Below are 23,421 nucleotides of genomic sequence, written 5' to 3'. Positions count from 1 at the left end.
CTTATCTTTTTTAGAAAATGGAACAACAAACTCCACAAATCGAAGTAAAGCCGGTAGACAAGGCTAAAGTGAGGAATTTTATTAAAGTGATGCTCTATTTAGCAGCCATCACTGCGTTTGAATTTTTAATTGCTTTTACAGTTCCTTCTGAATACAAATGGACAAGAGTCATTGTATTTATCGTGCTTACGATAGTGAAAGCTTATTACATAGTTGCTGAATTCATGCACCTTGGTCATGAGAAGAAATCGCTGAAAATGTCGATTGTTCTTCCTATGCTTTTTGTTGTTTTCCTGATCTTCATTATGATCTACCAGGGAGATGCGATTCTAAAAGCTCTGTATTGATAAGACTGTCAGTTGAAGGGTCGAGGGCTTAAGCGAATCATCATATTTATTGTATTTCTGATACCAGTCGGTTGGTATCTTCTATTGCAGCTATTCGGAGATAATCGGTTCTCATTGAATCTATTATCAGTGGTTCCACAAAGTTGCAATCAATACGATTCAATCTCTATTGTTTCGATAGACGACTCTCTCTCCATCATTGAGACAAACTACATGAATCGGGTGATTTACGCAGCTGATAAGCGGAAGGCTAACATGATCTATGAATCTCCATCTTTCTTTAATTGCATTAATCAATCCGATGCTGATTTTGTTTTAGTAAATAATGAAGGAATTTGGGGGAGCTATCAGCTATCCAGAGAAGGGGTTGATCAGTTGTTAACTGAACTAGATATTTTAATGCTTCAGCAGACTTATGGAAAAGGGACTAAGAGATAATAGATTCTACCTGCGAATTATTTATGGTGTTTCGATTTTGATTCCGGTGGTGGTGGCTTTTCTCATCATTTTCCCTGCTAAGTTCGGTGCAGGAGATTGGGTAAAGGTTTTGCCAAGTGTTCACGCCATTATTAATTCACTTACTGTTTTTACATTACTAGCTGCTCTGATTGCTATAAAAAAAGGAAATATGGTAACCCATAGATCCTTTATGTTCGCATCCTTATTTCTCGGTGTTTTGTTTCTGGTCTCTTACATCCTTTATCACTCCAATGTACCATCTGTAAAGTTTGGAGATTTAAATCATGATGGGTTGGTTGATGAAATAGAATCTGCTGCAGCAGGAACCAGTAGGGTGGTTTATTTGGTTATACTAGCAAGTCATATTTTACTATCCATTTTGGTCGTTCCATTTGTTTTGTTTGCTTTCTATTATGCATTATCTAATCAAATTGTACGGCATAAGAAGATAGTAAAGTATACCTATCCTGTTTGGATGTATGTGTCTATCACAGGAGTTATTGTATATTTTATGATAAAGCCATACTACTTTTAACCTTATGAAGAAAGTACTTGTATTTGCTTCTTTTTTATTTGTTCCTCTGATCAATTGGGCTCAGTGTGCGATGTGCAGAACTCAGATAAAAAACAATGTGAGTGCAGGTGAGACATCAATGGCGGAAGGGTTAAATAATGGAATTATGTTCTTGTTTTTTACGCCATACATTGTCGTATTCGTTCTTATTTTCCTTTGGTACAGAAACAGTAAAACAACAAAGAGTGTCAGTCTTATCGAGCGTTTTAAAAGCTAAGTGCCCGAGGTGTCGTGAAGGAGAAATATTCACACATGGCACCTTCAATCTTGCGAAAATGTCCTCCACGCATGAAAAATGTCCCAATTGCCAGTTGAGGTATGAGAAGGAACCTGGTAATTTCTATGGAGCCATGTATGTGAGCTATGGCTTTTCAACTGGCATTTTCCTTGTTACGGCTTTCATTCTCTATTACTTCTTCAATGATCCTTCGTTGAACGTTTACCTTATCACGATTCTCGTGGTAGCATTGTTACTTTTCCCACTGAATTTTCGGTATTCGAGAGTGGTATTCTTGTACCTTATTTGGAAGACCTAGCTACAATTAAAGGTCCGATTATTGTAACTTCAGGTTTGTGAATCAGAAGCTATCCATCGGGTTACTTATTGGGTGTTTACTCGCATTGTTTATAAATCACTTTCTCATTGATTGGGATGACATAAATCGACGTAGAGTTGTTAGTAGCTTAGATGAGATCGTAAATCTACAACAAGATGATCTACGTGCCTGGAAGGATGGAAATAGCTTTAATGCTCTATTTCGGAAAAGAACTCTGTGCAAGGGTAGATTAGATGAATGGAGTGATAACCGGCCTTTTATTTCTGATATCTCAGCCGATTCTCTTCAAATCATTCAGAACGACTTAGGAGTCTTTATCATTCAACAGATTTCTGAAGAAGATTGCTCTTATATTTCCTGTCATCAACTTGTTGAAAAATATGCTATTTCCAATCAGTATTTGAGCGAAAGCAAGAGTGGGTTGCTTGATGAATCGGCACTAAATATTTCTGTCGATTTTGGTGATTATCACTATCGGGAAATACTGTCTTTTGATGTTAAATCAATGCCCAATAAATTCATTGATGCTCTGGTAGCATTGATTGTTTTATTGGTTTTATGTTCTGAATACTGGAAATACAGTCAAGCCAATATCAAATCTTATTGGCGAGCATTAATAGCGCTTCTGATTCTGCGCTATTTAAGTCTTGAATTTGATGCGTTCCAGTTGCTTTTTAGATATGATTTATTTGATCCACTCAAGTACACATCTTCAGTAGTTAATCCTACGCTCGGCGATCTTTTAATTAACTGCATGATACTGAATGTGGTGATCATGTCAAGCACAAAGTACCTCCCTATGGTCAAAAGGTCTAGGCCAAGAGTTGCTGTGATTAGCGCAGTAAATACCATATTGTCTGGTCTTGTTTTGCATGTTGCCTGGAGTATAATAAGTAATTCTCAGCTCTCACTTGACGTAGGTCAATCGATTCAGTTTGACTTACTTCGCGCTGTTGCCTATATATGCATCCTTTTGGCAAGCACAGGATATTTTTACTTCACCTATCTCACATTACAGCTTATCAGAAGAAGTCATTTCATTGCACATGCAATTGGAGGAGCCATGATTGCAGCAGTGGTGATGGGGTTGCTGGATGTGCTGTCTATCACTTTTAGTTTTGTGCACGTATCTGTACTTCTTATTTCACTTAGATATCAGTGGGGAAAATCGTTTAAGGAATTTACTTACTCCAATTTGTTGTTCATTTTGGTTGTAAGCATTGGTATTTCAACGGTGCTTGCATTTTGCATATATAAATATGAAGAAAGCGCTGTACTTGATTCAAAAAAGAAGTTTGCAAACTACCTACTTTTAAAACGTGACGTACTTGGTGAATTCTATTTAGATCAGACAATCAAAAAGCTATCGACTGATGACAACTTAGCGTTGATCGCAAGCGAAAGAAGCCGAAAGGTTTTGGAGGATAGAATTCGTAGCGAATTCCTCACACCTTACTTCAATAAGTATGATTTGGAGATTGTTTTTCAAGACTATCAACAATTAAAGCTTAATTCAAGATTTACACGAGAGTATAGTCTGCTGACTCCTGAAAATGAGTCTGACTATGAGAATATCTATTTTGTTGATGAAGGCACAGTTTTTAAGTACACCTGCAAGATTAACGTGGGCGACCTTGTTGGTTTGATCATTCTTCAAATCAAGAAACGTGTACCCACAAGTGTCTATCCGGCATTGCTGACAGACAATAAATACTTCTCGGTGTCCAATGATTTTGACTATGCAGTGTTTGCCGGAGATGATATTCTATTTCATCGCAGTAAGTTTGGTCAGGGCGAATGGCCGCAATATGAGGACTTTGAGCGTCCGCAGCTTTACATTGATGGTATCGAGAAAAATGAACGACATTATTATGGTGTAAAAACAGATGATGGTAGAACGATCCTGATCATATCCAATAAGTATGAGGCCAGAGATCGAATCACTAATTTTTCCTTCCTTTTTTTACTACTACTCTTTTCGTTTGGCGCATTTAGCATCTTAAGCTCGGTCATTGAGCGCGGATTTAAACTGAACTTCACAGGAAAAATTCAGCTATACCTTGGGCTTGCCTTTATCATACCACTATTAATCGCAGGTTTTGCCTTGCTTAATACACTTAATACTTCTTATCGAGAAGAGATCAACAGAAGTTATATTAAGCAGGCACTTTACATCTCTGAAATATTATCTACCGATATAGAAGAAGTAAATAATGAACGTGCAGCTTATCACCTTACAGAAATAAGCAGCTATATTCAATCAGATCTTAGCTTTTATAATGAATCAGGCTATCTGGTTGCTACAAGTCAGCCTGAAATATTCAACCTGAACTTGCAAGGAAACTTAATTAACCCCATTGTTTTTGAGGAGTTGGTGGCAAAGGAAAATCAAAGCATGATTGCTGATGAGTCTGTAAGTAAACTGGATTATAAGGTATGCTATGCGGTAGTCAATACCATAGATAATCAAGTGGCTGGATTCATAGCTATGCCATTTTTTGACTCTAAGAATCACTTAAGAAGACAACAAATTGAGGTGTTCGGAAACCTGATTACCATCTTTGGTTTCATTTTCATCATAGCGATCGTATTTGGTAACGCGGTGCTTAACAATCTTATGCATCCCTTGCGAATGGTTGCCGATAAGATTCGAAGAGTCACTTTGCAGGAAGTGAATAAGCCTATTGAATATGAGTCTTCAGATGAAATTGGCTCATTAGTGAAGGATTATAACCAAATGTTGGTCAAGCTGGAAGATAGCAAATTAGCACTTGCAAAAAGCCAGAAGGAAACGGCGTGGAAGGAAATTGCCAAGCAGGTAGCTCATGAAATAAAAAATCCATTAACGCCAATGCAATTGAAAATTCAGCAAATGTTGAGAAAGCATGAAACTGAATCCAAAGAGCACGAGACGCTAACTTCCTTACTCACACAGGTTGACACCTTAAGTCAGATAGCAGAATCTTTTTCTGCTTTCGCGGAAATGCCAGCACCAGATAATCAAGTTTTCGACTGGAGTCTGCTGATCAAAGAGATTGCTGCACTTTATCGCGCAGAAGAGGTGACTATTTCATTGGATATAGCTGAAAATGTTCAGATAGAAGCCGATAAGGATATCTTCAGAAGAATATTGAACAACATTGTATTGAACGCCATCCAGTCGGTCGTTGATAAACAGGCGGAAATAATTATTTCTCTCAAAATCAAATCAGGGAAAGGGGTTTTGGCCGTAAGTGATAATGGGAGGGGAGTGCCTGAAGAGTTGAAGGAAAAGATATTCCTGAACTATTTTAGTACAAAATCAACAGGAAGCGGAATTGGACTGGCATTAGCCAAAAAAGGTATTGAAAACGCGGGAGGCAACATATGGTTTGAATCAAGAAGAGAAGAAGGCACCACCTTTTTCATTTCCATGCCTCTGGTGGATTAGTGGTCTGCTTTTATTAATCGCTCAGACTAGCTTAGCCCAAAATCTCAAATGCAAAAGTATCCCAGCTAATGAGGAAGTTCAGCTGGATACACTGCTGATTGAACCCGGCTCAATTAGTGTTGAAGCTCCATATTCCTTTAATGATTCCACAAATGTTATTTCAGTCAGCTCACCTACTTCTGAGCTTGAAGTTTGTTATCGGGTACTATCTACAGTTCTAACTCAACCATATCAAAACCGAAGCTTAAGCACCTATGATGATTCCAGACGCCTTAAGGAGATTATTCGTAAAAATCCATCCGTAGAAAAGGAAGAGTTGTTTGAATTAGGAGGTGTGCAGAAGTACGGCGCGATCTCACGAGGCGTTTCCTTTGGAAACAGACAGAGCCTGTTTGTCAATTCAACACTGAATTTGCAAATGGAAGGCAAACTGGATGAAAATCTTAATATTTCAGCTGTCATTACTGATCAGAACATTCCGTACCAGCCGGAAGGGAATACTCAGCAAATCCGGGACTTTGACAATGTATTTATCAAACTATATAACGATAAGTTTGACCTCACTGCAGGTGATATCGTACTGCAACAGCCCGATAATGCAGGCTACTTCCTACGATACTACAAAAATGTGCAAGGTTTGCAAGTGGGCTATAAAGGCCAGTCAGGGAGTTGGGAACATGAGTCGAGAATTTCTGGAGCACTGGCAAAAGGTAAGTTTAACTCTGCGCTTGTTCAACCAATCGATGGACTATCAGGACCTTACAAGTTGAGAGGACCCAATGGCGAGCGGTTCATCATTGTATTAGCCAACTCAGAAAAGGTATTTATAGATGGAAAACAGATGGAGCGAGGCTTTGATCGGGATTATGTGATTGATTACAACTTGGGTGAAATCACTTTTAATAACCACATCGTGATTACCCAATTCACGATCATTCGAGTGGATTTTGAATACGCTGAGCAGTTTTATAGCCGCTCGAATCTTTCAGCCTATCAATCCGTGTCCAATGAAAAAGTTAAAGTGTTCACCAATTATTATCGTGAAAGAGATAACCCAAATACCAGCTTCGGATTCAATCTCAATGAGGATGACCTGACACAACTTAGAAATATTGGGGATGATATAGATCAGGCTTTCATCACTGGCTTTGATTCTGTGCAATTTTCTGAGAATAGAATTTTGTATATCAAAAAGGATACAGTAGATCAGGATGGCATGAATCAATCCATTTTTGAGTACTCTACCAATTCGTCCGAGCGCCTTTTCGGAGCCTCATTTTCGGATGTGGGTTTTGGAAATGGTGATTATGTGCTACGGCAAAATACAGCCAATGGCAGAATCTATGAGTGGGTATCTCCACAAAGCGGTCAGTCTCAAGGAAACTATGAGCCAGGCTCATTTATACCACTCCCCAATAGTCGACAAATGATTTCGATTGGAACAGAAGTTCAATTATCAGATTATGAGTCTGTAAAAACAGAAGTCGCTTTCTCAAATACCGATCGAAACCTTTATTCCAATCTTGATGATAATGACAATATAAGTAGAGGGTACTTTGCCTCAATCAAGACACAAGATCGGCCATCCTTTATTGCTGGATACAATTGGGTTGGATCTATATCAATGGAGTTTGATGAAGCGGATTTTACATTTATTGATAGGTATAGGCCTATTTTATTTGACAGGGATTGGAATTATAATCCAGATCCCGCCGAGTCGGTAGAAGATTTGATTTTATTCATAAATGGAGGTATCAGGAAAAATGAAGCCAATAGGTTTGAAGCATCGCTCAATCACAGAAAGCGTTCGTCTTTTATAGATGGATGGCAACAGCAGATTGAATTCAATCAGGAAGTTGCCAATTTGAAGTTAGTATCATCCCATTTTCTACTATCTAATGATCAGCAAACGAACCGCACCGATTGGATAAGATCTAAGTCTGATTTGAGCTATCAAAAGTGGAAAATTGCTCCCGGTTACATATTTGAATTAGATGAAAACGAAGTTTCCAGAGGAGATAGCATCATCAGCACTTTGATGAACTATAAGGCTCATGAGTTTTACCTGATGAGTACTGATTCTTCAAAGTCCACTTATCGCATAGGCTATCAACTGAGAAATGATCAGCTTCCGGTGTCAGGACGGATGGAAGATTATCTATTTTCTAAAAATCTGCGTGCATCCTATTCACTCAATGAAAAGTATACGAGCATCACTGCTGATTTCAATTACAGAAAAGTCGAGGATAAGCTAGGACTGAATGTTGGTCAGGATGAAGTGATTAATGGTAGGGTTAATTGGGTCCAATCCATGCTGAAGCAAAATCTACGGTCGAATTTCTCTTTCGCAACCGGGAATAGTAGAGAGCTCAGAAGAGAATTTATCTATTTACCGGTGACGACAGGTGAGGGAACTCACACATGGCGTGATACGAATGGAGATGGAGTGCAGGATTTAAATGAGTTTTTCGAAGCGATTAACCCTGACGAAAGAAACTTTGTGAAGATATTCACACCGACTGATGATTATGTCACATCATTTCAAACCTTCTATTTGCATACAATCGACGCCCGATTGCCTTCATCATGGAGAAATCAAGGAGGAGTGCGTCGATTCGCTTCCAAGTTTTCTGCTAACATCAATTACAATATCAACTTCAAGACGACTTCTGAAGCCTACAATAATAGATTGAACCCGTTTAGCATTGATTTGGGTGACGATGAACTTGTCAGCGCTCAAAATGCCAGACGCTACACGCTATTCTATAATCGAAATGGGAGGGGATTTGGGGGAGACTTCACTTATCAAACATCAGACAACAAGCAGCTGCTGGTGCAGGGTTTTGAAACAAGAGAGAAGAAAGAGTGGATTTCGAATGCGAAGGTGGATCTCAATGCGGCTTATACATTCAGAATTACCACAACCATTGGCAACCTACTTAATCAATCAGATTTTTTGGATTCGCGCAATTTTGAAATTGTGTCAAATGCCTATCGTCCTCAATTGATCTGGCAGCCATCAAACGTTTTGAGATTAATAGGCAGCTATGAACGAAAAACAAAGCGCAATGAGTTTATTGAGTCGAGTTCTGAGTCTACAACATCTAAGATTTATATGGCAGAGTTAACCTGGAATAAAGCTGGAAGCGGTTCATTAAGAGGAACATTCTCGGTGGTTCAAATTGATTTTCAAGGTGACCCAACCTCATACCTTGGCTATTTGATGCTGGATGCTCTGCAGCCAGGAGCTAATCAAACCTGGCAAATAACCTGGCAACAAAAATTGACCAGAGGCATGCAAATTTCCCTCCTCTACAACGGTCGCAAATCAGAGGATACCGGTGCTATTCATACAGGCAATGTGCAGGTTACTGCTTTCTTCTAATTGTTATTTATTCATACTTTAATGTTTTGGCAGGATCAAGCTGTGCTGTCTTGAAGGTATGGAAACTAACCGTAAGAAAAGCGATGATAAGAACAAGCAATGCTGCAAGACCAAACAATAGAAAATTAATCGAAATGTGATATGGATAATTTTCCAACCATCCACTCAAGAAATACCAAGCAACCGGCCATGCGATCAGATTAGCTATGCCAATCAGGATCACAAAATCTTTAAACATCAGACTTATGATTCCAGAAGTGGAAGATCCCAAAACCTTTCTGATACCAATTTCTTTGGTCTTTTGAACAGCCGTATAAGAAGAAAGCCCAAACAGCCCCAAACAACCGATCAGTATAGCTAGAATAGTGAATATTAGGAACAAATCGCTGAAGCTCTTCTCTGATTTATAGTAACTATCAAAATAGCTATCTAGAAAGAAAAACTCGAACGGATTACCTGCAAAACTTTTATCCCATTGCTCGTTGACAACAGCTACTGTTTCTTCAATATTGTTCGTGCTCATTTTCACCATCATGTACTCATGATTGTATTGCTGAAGGAAGAATGCCAGTGGCTGCATGGCTTCTTGCAGTGATTCATTATGAATGTTTTTAAGCACTCCGATGACTTGAGGTTTCCAATTAAATCTATCTACAGATATGTATTTCCCCACAATTTCTTCAGGAGTAAAACCCAATGCTCGGGCAGCATATTCATTAATTACAATCGCTGTATCAGGGTCTTTTATGAATTCTCTTGAAAAATTCCTTCCTGCCAGCATTTCCATATCCATCAAATCGAACAGCTCATAATCCATGCTACCAACTGCAAATGTTGTCGCTTCGGATGGATCTTGATTTAGGTTTCTGATTTGTGTTTTGAAACGAAGCTTCTTACCTGGAAGCATACCTGATCCAGCTACGCCGGCAATCATTGGTTGATCTGAAAGACCGTTTTTAAATGACATGTAGTCGTTCTCAGCTTGAACGTTGGATGTATCTCTTGTTGAAGGTCTCTCTACTACCATCACTTGATCTGTATTATAACCAAGGTCCTGGTTTTTCATGAAGGACATCTGCTCATAAACTATGAAGGTTCCTATAATTAATGCGATGGAAGTAGTGAATTGCATAACCACTAGCGCCTTTCTTAGGAATATACCAGACCCTTTTCCTTTGAACTGACCCTTCAAAACGTCTACAGGCTTAAAGGATGAAAGAACTATGGCTGGGTAAAATCCTGAGATTAGTGAGCCTGCAAACCAGAAAAGTCCTGCACTAATCCAAAACCAGGATTGCGTCCAAATGACATATGATGAGGGGACGCCCCCAATATTATTGAATAGGGGATTAATAGCTAATACGAGCACAAAGGCAATTAGAATAGATAGGAAAAACACAATGCTGGACTCAATTAAAAAGTGAACAATCAGTTGTGCTTTTTGAGAACCTACTACCTTACGTAAACCTACTTCCTTCGCTCTTTCCACTGATTTTGCGGTGCTAAGGTTAATGTAATTAATGCATGCAATAATGATTATAAACCAGGCGATTATAGCCAGGTATCCAACAGCTTCACCATTACCATTGATTTCTGCCTCATCGGTCAGCCTTGAGGTCAGATGAATATCTCCAACAGGTTGTAGAAGTAGTACATCTTCCCCGTTTTGTTCCGCGAGTTCTGGCTTGAATTTATTCACCAATTGCGGAAGCTTCTGCTCAAGTGCTTTTGGGTCTGAACCATTTTCTAATTTTACATATGTGTAGTAATCCTTTCGTCCCCAACCGGTCTTGTACCGTTCCAATGCACCATCATATCTTCCATAGATAGTCGGAAAGGAAATCAGGACATCAAACTTTAGGTGTGTATTTGTGGGATGATCTTTAAAGACTCCGGTCACGATACATGGTTCATCATTGAAGTCGTCATCTTCTAACCTTAAAGTTTTTCCAAGTGCGTCTTCATTGCCAAAATAGTTTTTGGCCATGGTCTCGGAGATGGCAATAGTGTATGGTTGTTCTAATGCTTTGTCTCTATCCCCCTCGACCATTTCGTAAGAAAAAAGTGACAGAATAGAAGCGTCTGCGTACAAAAACTTTTGCTGTTTAAATACAACCGGGCCATTGGGGCCATTTTCCCACGTTATGATAACATTATTTTTGGAGCCCATGTTGTACAAACGAGCGTAATCCTGAACCTCTGGAAATTCTTCCTTCATTGCGGCACCAACACCCGCATAATTTTCAGAGCTTTTATATACCAACTCTCCATTGCGGTAGACATCTAGCTGCACACGATAGATGTCCTCTTTGTTTTCCATGAAGTTCTCATAGCTTCTCTCGTAAGTAACATAATGGTTGATTAGCCAGAATGCACACAGCCCAATGGCCAATCCGACGACATTGAGAAAAGTGAAAAACCGTTGTTTCAGCAGGTGTCTGAAAGAGGTTAGGATATAGTTTTTGATCATAGTAGCAGGTTGTGTATGAACTGATTATACTGTAGCTACAGTAAGAAGTTACACATATGTGATAGATGGGAAAGCTTAAAAGTTTCAGGAATTGGCTCAGCTACTTCTAATTGTTGAGCTTATGGACAAACGTTGGACAACCAAGTTTTTTCTTGTTATTAGGCGTCTTGTAGGGATCTTTCGGCATTCTGAAGTTGTAGATGAGTGAAAACTCATGCGCTCCACCACCAGCGACAGGATCCAATCTTGATAGGTTTAGGTCGAAGCTATACCCAAACTCAATATTGGCATATTCTACACCTGCTACCAGTATAATTGCATCTTGATTGAGTAATCCGAAATCGTTTTTTAAGAAAGGCATTCCACGATAATACAACCCAATTAGCACTGGCTGAAGGTGCACAGTTGCTCCGGCATCAATTTGTTGGAATTCTCCTTGTCTTCTGTAAAGAATACTGGGAGCGATGGATGGTACAATGGTGCCAATGTTCACCAATCTTTGAAGTGGATATCGGCTTCCGATGTGAAACGAATATCGAATAGGCAACTTGTCTTCGCCTTCGAGGAGTGAGCGGTTAGGTTGTGTTAGGTGATCTACACCAACACCAAACCAATTCTTTTTAGTATAAATCAAAAAGCCGGCACCAATGTCCCAATGGTTTTTCAGTCGGATGGAGTTGATCTGTGGATCTTGTGAGGGCGTACCGTCGACTCCAAAATCTACCTGATCACCAAGTACAAGTTTGCTGCGGTCGATATCTCTAAATGTGTAGCCGAATTTCAATGCTGGTCTGAACACAACCTTATTGTTAAGATTCGCTTCATAGGCATATATGAATGAGCCTGTTGTATTCCTGAGCCCTGCGGTTCCTTCCTGGTCTGAATGAAAGACCAAACCAAATCCACTATTGATGTCACTTGCATTGTAATCGATAGAAGCAGTCGAGTTTGAAAATGCTTGTGGTAGGTTGGGCCACTGTATTCTATGGATAAAAACCGCACGTGTATCTGCACCAGTACCGGCAAAGGCTGGATTTAAGTAAAGCGGGTTTGCATAAAATTGAGAGTACTGTGCATCTTGCCCATAGATTATCAATGCGAGAACGAAAGCGGTGATATAGGTTAGGATTCTCTTCATTAGCGTATTAGCGTTACATCACCCACTTTTACAATGTCTTTTCCATCAGAAAATCGAAGCTCCAACTTGTACACGTAAGCGCCGGAAGGTGCCAACTTTCCTCGATAATATCCGTCCCAGCCCTGATCTTGCGAGTTGCTCTCAAAGATCAATTCTCCCCATTTGTTATAAATAAGCATTCTGAATCTTTCCACACCTTCGAGACGTGGCAGAAAGACATCATTGATACGTGACGGATCTCCACCATTTATACCACCAATGGTACCACCCGATGGGCCATTCAGATTAGGAGTAAAAGCATTTGGCGTGTTTACTTGTCCACCGGAGATTGCCTCGACTTCTGCTGATCGAAATAACGTGTCAACACATCCAAAATCATTCGTGGCTATTAATGTTATATCATAAAACCCCTCCTCAGCATAGGCATGCCGGGGATCGGATTCCGTTGATGTAGTACCATCTCCGAAATCCCATATAAATGAGGTTGCATTCTCACTGAGGTTTTTGAATACAGCTTCCTGGTCTGGGATGTAGACTATCCGGGTTGAAACAAGAAAATCTGCAAAAGGCCTGGCATATACAGAAATGTATTCTACTTTCTCAATTTCTGAATTTGTACCCACTTCGTTTTGACCTCTAAGACGTACGGTGAAGTCACCTCCGGCAAAGAATGTATGAGTAGGGTTATCAGACCTGGAAATACTTCCATCACCAAATTCCCAAAGGTATTCGCCGGGTACTGCGAACTGCGATAGATTGGTGAACCTCACCGTGAGCGGAGCACATCCTTCAAGAGTATCAGCTTCAAAATCAAGTATAGGTGCAGTAGGTAGAACAGTCACTGTTTGAGAGGACTCAATAGAGCAGAAATCGTCAATGACTGTTAATGTAATCTCGTAGGTACCAAACTGATTGTATTGATGCGAAACAGGGTCATATCCTGTGAAAGTATCACCATCACCAAAATCCCATTCATAGAGCAGACCGCCACCGGTTGAACTGCTGTTGGTAATCGTGACGGTATTATCCGGCAATTGAAGGGTGGTTGTGGACAATGTAAAATCAACAGTACTTGCCGGCCTTTGCTTTTCGATTGTTTCATTAATCACCTCAGGATCACTTTGACAAGATGCCAGATTAGTGGTTACTAACGTGATTTGGGCATTGAAATCATTTCCCGCATTTGCCTCTCGATTATACGTTATCATGAGTTCATCATCAGATCCAAAGGTTGCATCCGGGACAGGATTGAATGTCCATGAATATTCAGCTAAACCTTTTTGTGTGGCCTCCAATGTAAAGTTGACACGATCACAATCCTCCGTTCGGTCAGATGTGAATGTAGCCAAAGGTTGTGGACTTATCTGAATGTTGAACGTGTCATTGGTAATACAGACGCCTGCTTTCTCAGCTTCCAATACCATGGCATAATTCATAATTGTAGCTGAGGTGTTGGTTATCTCATAATCCAGTTCGTGAAAATTAGCATCACCACTATTTTTCACCACAGGGTAGCCAGCCAGAACACCATTTACATCCAGCAGAGTCCAGCGATAAAGGTCTGCAGCAAGGCTTTGGGTGGCAGCATCTACTATCATGGTGCTGTTCCAGGGCGAGCAATTGGTATTGAAAAAATTATATGCAGGATCATCAAATCCTGCTACTTCATCAGGTGATACTCTAAAAGTCTCTATAGAACTAAATGTGACACAGCCGTCTGTAGTTTCCGCTCTGATCTGTGCTTGAAATGTTCTGGTTGTATCATCAGGATTATCAAATGAAAGAGGGGTATTGATCAACGTCAATGCGGTTGATGAATTGAATCCGGAAGGTGGATGTGTAACCTCCAGACTATAAGTTGTTCCAGGCAGTCCCGGATTATTGGAGTCATTCGTGAATGTGATGATATCCCCAGGACAAATATCTCCGGGCGCATCATGAGATAGCTGAGCATCTGGATTTTCATTGATTATCACATCCTGAGTGATTAGATCTGTACAATTACCTTTTTCTGTAGTCATTCTAAGCGCAACAGTATACGTTCCATCTATAGAGGTACCAGGCTCCACGCCAGTTGCTATGTCCGTGCCATCCAGATACCAATCAAAATCACTATTGTCTGTTCGAATAAGCTCAATATTGAAAACACCGTCATAGCTAAAATCCCATTCGTACAAGTCTACCTCATCGCCATTTACCTGAGTTGTCAGACTTGCGATAGGGTCAGCTATTCCGGAAAAGGTAGTTCTATTGCCGGCACAAACTTCATTGGTAGCGAAAACCGGCTGAGGCCTCCCATAAACAAAAACTGTATCCTGATCTTCACTGCCGCACAATGTGGAGGTATTTCGGGCAACCAACCTGACAATGGTATATTCTTCAACTGAAAAATCTCGTGTGAAATCAGGAACTGGGTCTACCAGGAATGAACCATCAGTAGGTTGTGTCCCAATAAGGACATTGCTTTCATTGTAAAACTCGAACCTAAACTCCGTATTGGGCTGATCAATGGTGTTGTCTCGAAAACCGACTGTAAACACATCAGCTCCAGTTTGGCAGAAGTCTGGATTGATGGGAGCTGTGAAGGCTCCATCGTAAAAGTCAAAGTCTGCAACGGCATCAGGAGAGAGGTTCACAAAATCATCATAGACTACATCACATACTCCGTCTGCATTGGGGTCTGTTGCTGTAAGTCGCACAAGCTTTGGTCCGCCGGAATCAAAATTGAATGTCGGATTAACTGCAGTTGATGTACCAAGCACAGGATCCGTGTCAAGTGGCCCATCGAAAAACTGCCAGAAATAATTGTAGGGTCCGCCCGGTGTTTGATTATCAAAATAGATATCAGAATTAATACAAAACTCCGTAAGGATAGCTCCACCCGGACCTCCGTCTCTAGCTACATAGTCAGGTACTGGTGGAGGGATTACCTGAATAACCAGAGTCTCTAAGACTGCATCTTCATAGTTGGGATCGTTTTGATCTCCGTTAAATGGATTACATGTATTCCAGTTATATAGTGTTATTTCAAATGTAGTTCCAATCACATTGGCTGCATTAGCTGGCGCAGAAATAGGGAAGGTGGAGTGAATTGGAACATCGGCTGGAAATGGAACTTCTTCTACTGGTCCAAAGTAACCGGCAGTAACCATGACTGCTCCAGTGCCTCGGGTTTGCGGTGCTGATAGATTTCCTGCATTGTCGGTCACTACAACAGGACCACCATCGTCAACAGTCAAATCTCGCAAACGGCCAACTGCGGGCGCTGGATCTGTTCCATAGACAAACTGCACCCAACGTGAGATTTGATTTGGGTTATCAGGGTTATCATTGATGTTGCAATTGAATGTGGATGCATCATCAAATACCACATTGGTCAGCGTAGTGTTTTCACACATATCATATTGACCTGGGTCAAAAGCAATGATTCCACCATTTTCATCGTCAAAATTCCATGAAGGTACAATTTGAGTTTGCTCTGATGTTTCGCAAACATCTCCGGCAACGATGATGAATGCCTGAGCCTCAAAGAAGCATTCTGGACCAGTGTCTGGATAGGGGAAGGGTGTTGCAGTAGCTTGGTATGTACGATCAGCATTTGAAACGACAAGTCCTGCACCCGATATGGTTTCTGTGGTATTTGCAGGATCGTTCCAGATAAATTGTATTTCTATATCTGCAGGATTTTGTGCGGCATTAAACGTGTAAGTAACTGTGAATGTGTTGACTGTTACAGGCGCGCAAGTACCGTCAGCGCTGAAGTCAACGCTGATAGTCGTACTCAATAAACTGCATTGCCCATAGCCTAACAGTCCGATCAAGGCCAACAGAATGGTGAGAGAAAGCCTGGCGATCATAAGTTGAATAGAAATATTCAAAGATCAAATGTACTCATTTGAATATTTCTATAATGCTAAACATCGATAAATATTGTGCTGAGAGGGAATTTTTAAGTATTATTTTTTCTACCACTATCTAACCTTTAATGATCTTGCAGCTTCTTCATTAATTGATCCTTACAGTTTCTGGAAACTTTTACTTGAACAGAACCTGATAGGGTCGCCATCATTTCAGAATGCCCAATTGATTCCAAAGACACAAGGTGCTGTAGATTAATGATCGAAGACTTATGTACACGAAAAAAAAAGTCTGGCAGGCTGTCTGAAAGGTTCTTCAAACTGTCCTTGATGATGTAGGTTTTGGCGCAGTATATTTTAACGTAGTAGTCGTATCCTTCTATCCAGATTATTCTTTCGTAATCAATCAGTTCTATTCTTCCTTCAAAACGTATGATTAGTTTGTTTGATTTATAGGATGAGTGAATTTTCTCATCAAATTTTGATGATTGATCTAAGGAGTCGATCATTTTTTGAAGAGCATCTATTGATTTTTTCTGATGGTTATTTCTGATAATATCGATTGCATTGTTTAGCGACTTGTTGAAGCGTGAATTTGTAAAGGGTTTTAGGAGGTAGTCAAGAGCGTGAACCTCAAATGCTTTTAAAGCGTATTGGTCAAAAGCCGTGATAAAGATGGTTATTGGTTTGTATGAAATGCTCTTGAGAATGTCGAATCCTGAAATACCAGGCATCTGAATATCAAGTAATAATAGTTCAGGCCGCCACTTTTCAATGGATTCAATTGCTTCTACGCCATTTCTACAGGTATCAATCAATTCGATTGCAGGATGTTTGGAAATCAACTCTTTCAGACCATCCCTTGATTTCTTTTCGTCATCTACGATTAGTGTTTTAATTTTTTTCATTCCAAGGTATTTCTACGATACATGTGACACCTCCTTCGTAGTTAAAGAGGTCAAACCTGTAATTGTCAGAATAGCATTGCTGAAGTCTTGAATCTATGTTTTTAAGTCCTATTCCGGTATTCTTTTTCACATCAAAATCTTCTCTGAGCTTTGGGCCGGAGTTCCAAATGTTTATAGACAGGTATGCGGCATTTCTTTTTGCTACAATGGTTAATTGAGACTTTCCGAGATGTTTAGAAATGCCATGTTTGAAAGCATTTTCAACAATTGGTTGTAGAATCAAATTTGGCACTCGTGCATTTTCACATTCTTGACTGATTTCGAAGTTGACTTGGAGTATGTCTTCGAAACGTATCAGCTCAATTTCCAGAAATTTTTGCATTAGTTCCAGTTCTTTTTTAAACACAATGAAGTGTTGGTCTCCGGTATTCAATGTTGCTCGTAGTAGCTCGCTTAAGCTGGAGGTCATATCTATGGCCTGTTCATACTTTTTTGTTCGTATAAGCATAGAGATGGTATTATGAGCATTAAACAAAAAGTGTGGACGCAGTTGCATTTTAAGTGTATCTAACTGAGCTTGAAAAAGCTGCGTTTTTAACTCTGCTGCCTCTGTTGATTTATTTCGGTATAAAAAGTAGAGTTCACTGAGAAAAAACAGTATTAGCACAACCCAAGCAATTATGGTTGCTTCTACGAAATGAAATGAGCCTTGACTGATGATAAATTGGGTGAGATTCACATCCGCTTGATGTAGACCAAGTGAGAAATAGAAGGAAGTCCATGCTAAAATCACCTTTATACTACCTGCAATAGGGCCGAGTACTGCTAGTAAAATAAGTCTTAAAGGCCAGGTGAATTTCTGAGATCTCTGAAACAGATAAAAAAGAGGAAAAGTGATTCCGAACCAAAGGACAAAACCAAAAAAATAGAAAGCAACAAGGTAGCGGGTGTCCTCTACGGAGAAAATATTCTTTTTGAGAATATCAATACACATGAAGGTCAGCCAAAAAATAAGTACTGCTATCAGCTGTGTATTAAGAGAGACATTTTTTTCCTTTTTCACACGATGTATAACTAAAGAATACCTGAGATGAACATCAACTCAGGTATTTCAATATACGAAAACCAATTATCCTTTCTATTCTTTTGTAAGAGCCGCAACCCTTTGATCGGCATACTTCAACCACCGGAACCGCAACCAGTTTTCATTCCAATGAGCTGTCATTACAGGATGCTCGCTTATTTGTTTGAATAGGGTTTGAGCCCTGTAAAGCAAAGCACGGCCGGCCACTACATCTTCTAGCTTATCGCTAGATACTTTCGAAGTACCAATCAATACGTAGATAAGCGGATTATCTGGGTTGTAGTTTAGCGAGATTTTGCTGTGCTGCCTGGCTTTTTCCCTGAAGTTTTCTACCTCGTCTTTAAATTCCGGATACCAGGTATGAATGGTATAAACAAATGATTGAAGAGCATGAAGATCAGATAAAATCTCCGCACTATCGCCTTTATAGCTTTTCATCGCCAGTTCCATATTTTGCTGAGCTCTGCTGGGTATTACTTCTCCTGCATTTTTCGGTCTGTCCCGATACAATCCGCACTGGGTATGAATAAAAGCAGCCCAGTAGTAGGCCAGCCATTCATCTGGGAAATCTTTGGCTACTTCTTCCAGCATATTTGCCGCATATAAACTAGATGCATATGCTGAAGCTGTATCATGCACATGAAAAGCTGATTTCAATACTCGATTGTAGACTTTCTTATCTTGTGAAAAGCACATGGTACTAAAAAAACAGAATAGGATGAGGGTTAATGATTTTTTCATAACGGAAATTTTTAACCCTTTTTACGACGGAGATACTCTCCTGAATGCCTTTATTCAGCAAGGTGGACAAATAAGTGTGTGAATTGGATTTTTTAAACAGGAAAAAAGATTACTTCCCTTTGACCATCTTCATTAGCCTGCCGGCGAAAACAAAATCATTCAATTCTTGAACATCTGAATCACCAATTTCGCTGCTTGGCCCAGTCCATAGAATTCGGCCTTCATGCATGAAGTTGACAATGTCGCCGATTTCAAGTACTGAATTCATATCATGGGATACTACAACAGTAGTCATTTTATATTCATCGGTGATATCCTTGATCAGGTTATCAATTTTGATCGAAGTTTGAGGGTCCAGTCCTGAATTGGGTTCATCACAAAAAAGATAATTGGGCTTAGTAACGATGGCACGGGCAATGCCCACTCGCTTTTTCATTCCTCCAGATATTTCAGAAGGCATTTTCTTATTTGCGTTTTCCAATCCTACACGCTCCAAACAAAAATTCACGCGCTCAATTTTTTCCTCCATCGACTGTTTTGTAAGCACATTCAATGGAAACATTACATTTTGCTCTACGGTCTCGCTATCAAATAAGGCGCCTCCCTGAAAGAGCATTCCCATTTCTCTTCTTACCTCTGTCTGAGCTTCTTTAGAGGCATTGGCAAAGTCTCTTCCATCAAACTGTACGATGCCCTTATCCGGAACCAGTAGTCCGACAATGCATTTGAGGAGTACACTTTTCCCAGTTCCGCTGGCACCGATTAGCATATTCGTTTTGCCACTCTCGAGCGTAACATTGATATCAAACAAAACCTGTTTGTCCTGAAATGATTTGGATATGTCTTTTACCTCAATCATAGTTGGAGTAGAGGAGCTAGAAGATACGCAAGTAGATAATCACCACATAGGATAGCGATACAACTGCTGGTCACTGCGTTAGTGGAAGACTGCCCAACCTCTAAAGCACCACCTGAAGTGAAGAATCCTTTGTAAGAGCTAATGGCCGCAACTAGAAAACCAAACACAACCGCTTTAATCAATGCGAACGTTACTCCGAATGGCACAAAGTCCATTTGAATCCCAAGAATGTAATCGTTTCCTGAGATAACGCCCGTAAGTAGTGAGGTAAGATAGCCACCATAGATCGACACAAAGCCTGCAAGTATGACAAGCAAAGGAAACATAATAACGGACGCAATAATTTTTGGCAGCACCAAGTAAGAAGTAGAGTTTATCCCCATCACTTCCAGCGCATCTATTTGCTCAGAAATACGCATGGTGCCAAGTTCCCCTGCAATATTTGAACCTACCTTACCCGCATATACAATAGCCGTAATAGTGGGTGCTAATTCAAGCAACGTCATGTCTCTGACTACCAAAGCAATTATAGGATCAGCAATTAAAGGAGATATTAGATTGTATGCCGTCTGTACCGTTGTTACAGCTCCCATGAAAGCAGATACAATTACAACTATAAAAACGGAGTTGTAACCCACTTTAATGCTTTCGTCTACTATACGAGTGATATATGTCGCAAAGGATTCTCTCCTGACGAACAATTGGCCTATAAAAATGATGAATTTACCTAAACTCTTCATGAAGTTTTCGTTCGCTAAGATTGTTAGCTTTGTCAAACATAACACCTTAAGGAATAACCGAAAAGTATAATATGAATAATTCAGAGAGATTAGTAGTTGTTACAGGCGGAACAAAGGGAATTGGTAAAGCGATTATCCAACGATTTGCAGAAGACGGATTCCCCATAGCCACATGTTCACGCAATGAACATGACCTTACAGTTTTACGTGAAGAGATTCATAAAGAGTATGATCAACTGATCCATACCTATGCTGCGGATCTCTCCAAAAAAGAAGGGGTAAAAGATTTCATTGAGTTTATTCGGATGATTGGTCAGCCCGTAGAAATTTTGATAAACAATACAGGAGTGTTCATTCCGGGATTGGTGCATGAAGAGGAAGACGGTGTGTTGGAGAAGATGATAAATACAAATCTTTACAGCGCCTACCATGTGTCCAGGGGCGTTATACCTCAGATGAAGAAAGATAAAAGTGGTCATATTTTCAATCTCTGCTCAGTTGCCAGCTTGAAAGCTTATCCAAATGGAGGATCATATAGTATCTCTAAATTTGCGCTCTACGGATTTTCACAGGCATTAAGGGAAGAATTGAAAGAATTTGACATTCGTGTAACCTCGATTCTTGCAGGAGCGGTTTTAACTCCAAGTTGGGATGGTGTTGAGTTGCCGGAAGAGCGATTCATGAAACCGTCAGATATTGCCGAAACCATCCATGCTACTTATCGGTTGAGTGAACGAACAGTCGTAGAAGATATCGTATTAAGACCGCAACTAGGAGACATATGAATCAAACGTATTGCAATAGCCTGACCGAATACTCCCGCAGAAAGACCCGAGAGGTTTTCATTGGAGATGTTCCATTGGGAGGTGATAATCCCATAAGGGTACAATCCATGACCACTGTAGATACAATGGATACCCAAGGGTCTGTAGAGCAGACACTGCGCATGGTTGAGTCAGGCTGTGAATATGTGCGGATAACCGCTCCAAGCATCAAGGAGGCTCAAAACCTCGAAAACATCAAAAATGAATTAAGGAAGAGAGGCTGCGATGTTCCGCTGGTTGCAGATATTCACTTTACCCCAAATGCGGCAGAGCTTGCAGCAACGATCGTGGAAAAGGTCAGAGTGAATCCTGGAAACTATGCTGATAAAAAGAAATTTGAACAGATTGAATATACGGAGGAGGCTTATGCAGACGAGCTCAAAAGGATCGAGGAGAAGTTTGCTCCACTAGTAGAAATCTGTAAAGCGAACAATACCACAATGCGTATCGGCACCAATCATGGATCACTCTCGGATCGAATCATGAGTCGATATGGGGATACTCCGTTAGGGATGGTGGAGTCAGCTTTGGAATTCATTCGAATTTGCGAGTCGATGGATTTTAAGGATATTGTGATTTCTATGAAAAGCAGCAATCCGCAAGTGATGGTTCAAGCCTATCGATTGCTGGTACACAAATTGGATGAAGAAGGCCTTCAGCCATACCCATTGCACTTGGGAGTAACGGAGGCTGGTGAAGCAGAAGACGGTCGAATTAAATCGGCAGTTGGCATTGGAACGTTGCTCGAAGATGGGCTGGGAGATACCGTGAGAGTTTCATTGACAGAAGAGCCTGAGGTAGAAGCGCCCGTTGCGCAAATTATGGTTGATCGACTCAAGCAAAAGACCAATCAGCAGCCGATCAAACCTGTGGATAATTATCCAATTAATCCATTTGAATATCATCGAAGAGTAACCGACGAGGTGCTGAATTTTGGAAATGAAAACGTACCTCGTGTCATTGCGGATTTTTCCAAATTAGAGACTATTGATGTCAAAGATTTGAAAGCAATTGGCCATTCATATTTACCGGAGTTGGATAAGTGGGGGATGAATGATTTGGGTGCAGACTACATTTATACAGGATCAAATCCGATCCAATTCATGCTTCCGAATGGACTAAAAGAAGTCATGGATTATGAAAAATGGCAACAGGGCAGTGATCAAATAAATACATTCCCTCTAATCACTGATTTACAAAAAGTTAATCAACTTCATGAAAAGCTAAACTTCATATTGATTGATGCTGATAACTACGACCAAACAATCTTTGGTTTTGTAGAAAAAAGTGCCAATACAGTGCTTATACTGCATTCTGAGCAGCCACACGCGACTGCAAGCATTCGAAGGTTCGTTGTTGAGCTTATTAACCATAATATCGAAGTTCCAGTGGTCTTGCAAAAGTCATACCCGGAGCTGACTGAGGATGAATTGATGATCTATGCAGCTACAGATGCTGGGGCATTATACATCGACGGAATTGGAGATGGAATTATGCTATCTCCAGAAACTACACCTTCTGTCGATCAGCTGAAATTATACAATAATACTGCATTCGGAATCCTGCAAGCGGCGCGTACGCGAATTACAAAAACCGAGTACATCTCATGTCCATCATGTGGCCGTACACTCTTTGATTTGCAGGAAACCACAGCGATGATTCGCAAACGAACGGATCACCTGAAAGGTGTAAAAATTGGAATCATGGGCTGTATCGTAAACGGTCCCGGCGAGATGGCAGATGCTGACTTTGGGTACGTAGGCTCGGGCAAGGGAAAGATTACACTTTACAAAGGGCAGGAAGTTGTGAAGCGAGGGGTTCCATCCGAACAAGCATTGGACGAACTTATAGAGCTTATCAAAGAACACGGCAGGTGGGTAGAACCTGAGGGAGTGGAGGTGTAAGCATATGATGGTATAGCTCTAGTCTTTCATGCCGAACTCGATCCGGCATCTTCCTGTAGAGTGCTAACCTTATTAATAAGTTGCAAACTTGCGGCAGCAGAGGAATGATATGAAACATGGAAAGAGGGATTTAAGCCGGAACGA

17 protein-coding genes are annotated in these 23,421 nt (G+C 40.4%); 9 read left to right on the top strand and 8 right to left on the bottom strand.

Annotated elements, in window-relative coordinates; genetic code table 11:
• The first annotated feature begins 17 nt into the window (after positions 1–17).
• From ACL8WY_RS02200 to ACL8WY_RS02170, 7 genes are all read left to right on the top strand, one after another.
• Positions 18–347 carry a cytochrome C oxidase subunit IV family protein gene (locus tag ACL8WY_RS02200; protein ID WP_436516679.1) on the top strand — a complete coding sequence of 110 codons (330 nt, stop codon included), beginning with the start codon at positions 18–20 and terminating at the stop codon, positions 345–347.
• A gap of 114 nt (positions 348–461) precedes the next feature.
• Positions 462–785, top strand: a complete 324-nt coding sequence (locus ACL8WY_RS02195; protein WP_436516678.1) for a hypothetical protein — start codon at positions 462–464, stop codon at positions 783–785.
• Complete coding sequence (locus tag ACL8WY_RS02190; protein ID WP_436516677.1) at positions 763–1,341, top strand: DUF420 domain-containing protein; 579 nt, start codon at positions 763–765, stop codon at positions 1,339–1,341. Before ACL8WY_RS02195 ends, ACL8WY_RS02190 begins: the two co-directional genes overlap by 23 nt.
• Before the next feature lie 4 nt (positions 1,342–1,345).
• On the top strand, positions 1,346–1,597 hold the full coding sequence (locus tag ACL8WY_RS02185; protein WP_436516676.1) for a hypothetical protein: 252 nt from the start codon (positions 1,346–1,348) through the stop codon (positions 1,595–1,597).
• Between the two features lie 58 nt (positions 1,598–1,655).
• Positions 1,656–1,916 (top strand): DUF983 domain-containing protein, encoded by a 261-nt coding sequence (locus ACL8WY_RS02180; RefSeq protein ID WP_436516675.1) that lies wholly within the window; start codon positions 1,656–1,658, stop codon positions 1,914–1,916.
• Positions 1,917–1,953: 37 nt separating this feature from the next.
• Positions 1,954–5,367, top strand: coding sequence for an ATP-binding protein (locus ACL8WY_RS02175; protein WP_436516674.1), 3,414 nt, complete (start codon positions 1,954–1,956; stop codon positions 5,365–5,367).
• Positions 5,282–8,752, top strand: a complete 3,471-nt coding sequence (locus tag ACL8WY_RS02170; RefSeq protein ID WP_436516673.1) for a hypothetical protein — start codon at positions 5,282–5,284, stop codon at positions 8,750–8,752. The genes ACL8WY_RS02175 and ACL8WY_RS02170 overlap by 86 nt, the downstream gene beginning before the upstream one ends.
• 7 nt (positions 8,753–8,759) lie before the next feature.
• Here the strand turns inward: ACL8WY_RS02170 and ACL8WY_RS02165 are convergent, their stop codons facing one another.
• The 8 genes from ACL8WY_RS02165 to ACL8WY_RS02130 form a co-directional block, all read right to left on the bottom strand.
• Positions 8,760–11,222, bottom strand: coding sequence for an ABC transporter permease (locus tag ACL8WY_RS02165; protein ID WP_436516671.1), 2,463 nt, complete (start codon positions 11,220–11,222; stop codon positions 8,760–8,762).
• 106 nt (positions 11,223–11,328) lie between these two features.
• On the bottom strand, positions 11,329–12,360 hold the full coding sequence (locus tag ACL8WY_RS02160) for a PorP/SprF family type IX secretion system membrane protein (RefSeq protein ID WP_436516670.1): 1,032 nt from the start codon (positions 12,358–12,360) through the stop codon (positions 11,329–11,331).
• Positions 12,360–16,217 carry a PKD domain-containing protein gene (locus ACL8WY_RS02155; RefSeq protein ID WP_436516668.1) on the bottom strand — a complete coding sequence of 1,286 codons (3,858 nt, stop codon included), beginning with the start codon at positions 16,215–16,217 and terminating at the stop codon, positions 12,360–12,362. Before ACL8WY_RS02155 ends, ACL8WY_RS02160 begins: the two co-directional genes overlap by 1 nt.
• Positions 16,218–16,342: 125 nt before the next feature.
• Positions 16,343–17,125, bottom strand: coding sequence for a LytR/AlgR family response regulator transcription factor (locus tag ACL8WY_RS02150; RefSeq protein WP_436516667.1), 783 nt, complete (start codon positions 17,123–17,125; stop codon positions 16,343–16,345).
• Positions 17,112–18,188, bottom strand: a complete 1,077-nt coding sequence (locus tag ACL8WY_RS02145) for a sensor histidine kinase (protein ID WP_436516666.1) — start codon at positions 18,186–18,188, stop codon at positions 17,112–17,114. Before ACL8WY_RS02145 ends, ACL8WY_RS02150 begins: the two co-directional genes overlap by 14 nt.
• A 75-nt stretch (positions 18,189–18,263) precedes the next feature.
• Entirely contained in the window at positions 18,264–18,950 is a 687-nt protein-coding gene (locus tag ACL8WY_RS02140; RefSeq protein WP_436516665.1) for a hypothetical protein, read from the bottom strand.
• Positions 18,951–19,059: 109 nt separating this feature from the next.
• Positions 19,060–19,809 (bottom strand): ABC transporter ATP-binding protein, encoded by a 750-nt coding sequence (locus tag ACL8WY_RS02135; protein WP_436516664.1) that lies wholly within the window; start codon positions 19,807–19,809, stop codon positions 19,060–19,062.
• On the bottom strand, positions 19,806–20,549 hold the full coding sequence (locus ACL8WY_RS02130; protein ID WP_436516663.1) for an MlaE family ABC transporter permease: 744 nt from the start codon (positions 20,547–20,549) through the stop codon (positions 19,806–19,808). The genes ACL8WY_RS02135 and ACL8WY_RS02130 overlap by 4 nt, the downstream gene beginning before the upstream one ends.
• 71 nt (positions 20,550–20,620) lie before the next feature.
• Here ACL8WY_RS02130 and ACL8WY_RS02125 point away from each other — a divergent pair, with 71 nt between their 5' ends.
• Positions 20,621–21,334, top strand: a complete 714-nt coding sequence (locus ACL8WY_RS02125) for an SDR family oxidoreductase (protein ID WP_436516662.1) — start codon at positions 20,621–20,623, stop codon at positions 21,332–21,334.
• A complete protein-coding gene (gene ispG / locus ACL8WY_RS02120) occupies positions 21,331–23,277 on the top strand; it encodes a (E)-4-hydroxy-3-methylbut-2-enyl-diphosphate synthase (RefSeq protein ID WP_436516661.1) in 1,947 nt (648 codons plus the stop codon). Before ACL8WY_RS02125 ends, ispG begins: the two co-directional genes overlap by 4 nt.
• Positions 23,278–23,421: the final 144 nt, after the last annotated feature.

Source organism: Ekhidna algicida (assembly GCF_051379705.1).
In the GTDB taxonomy this organism is placed as follows: domain Bacteria; phylum Bacteroidota; class Bacteroidia; order Cytophagales; family Cyclobacteriaceae; genus Ekhidna.
Note: the sequence above shows the minus strand (reverse complement) of the source record. Positions and strands in the feature narration are given on the sequence as shown.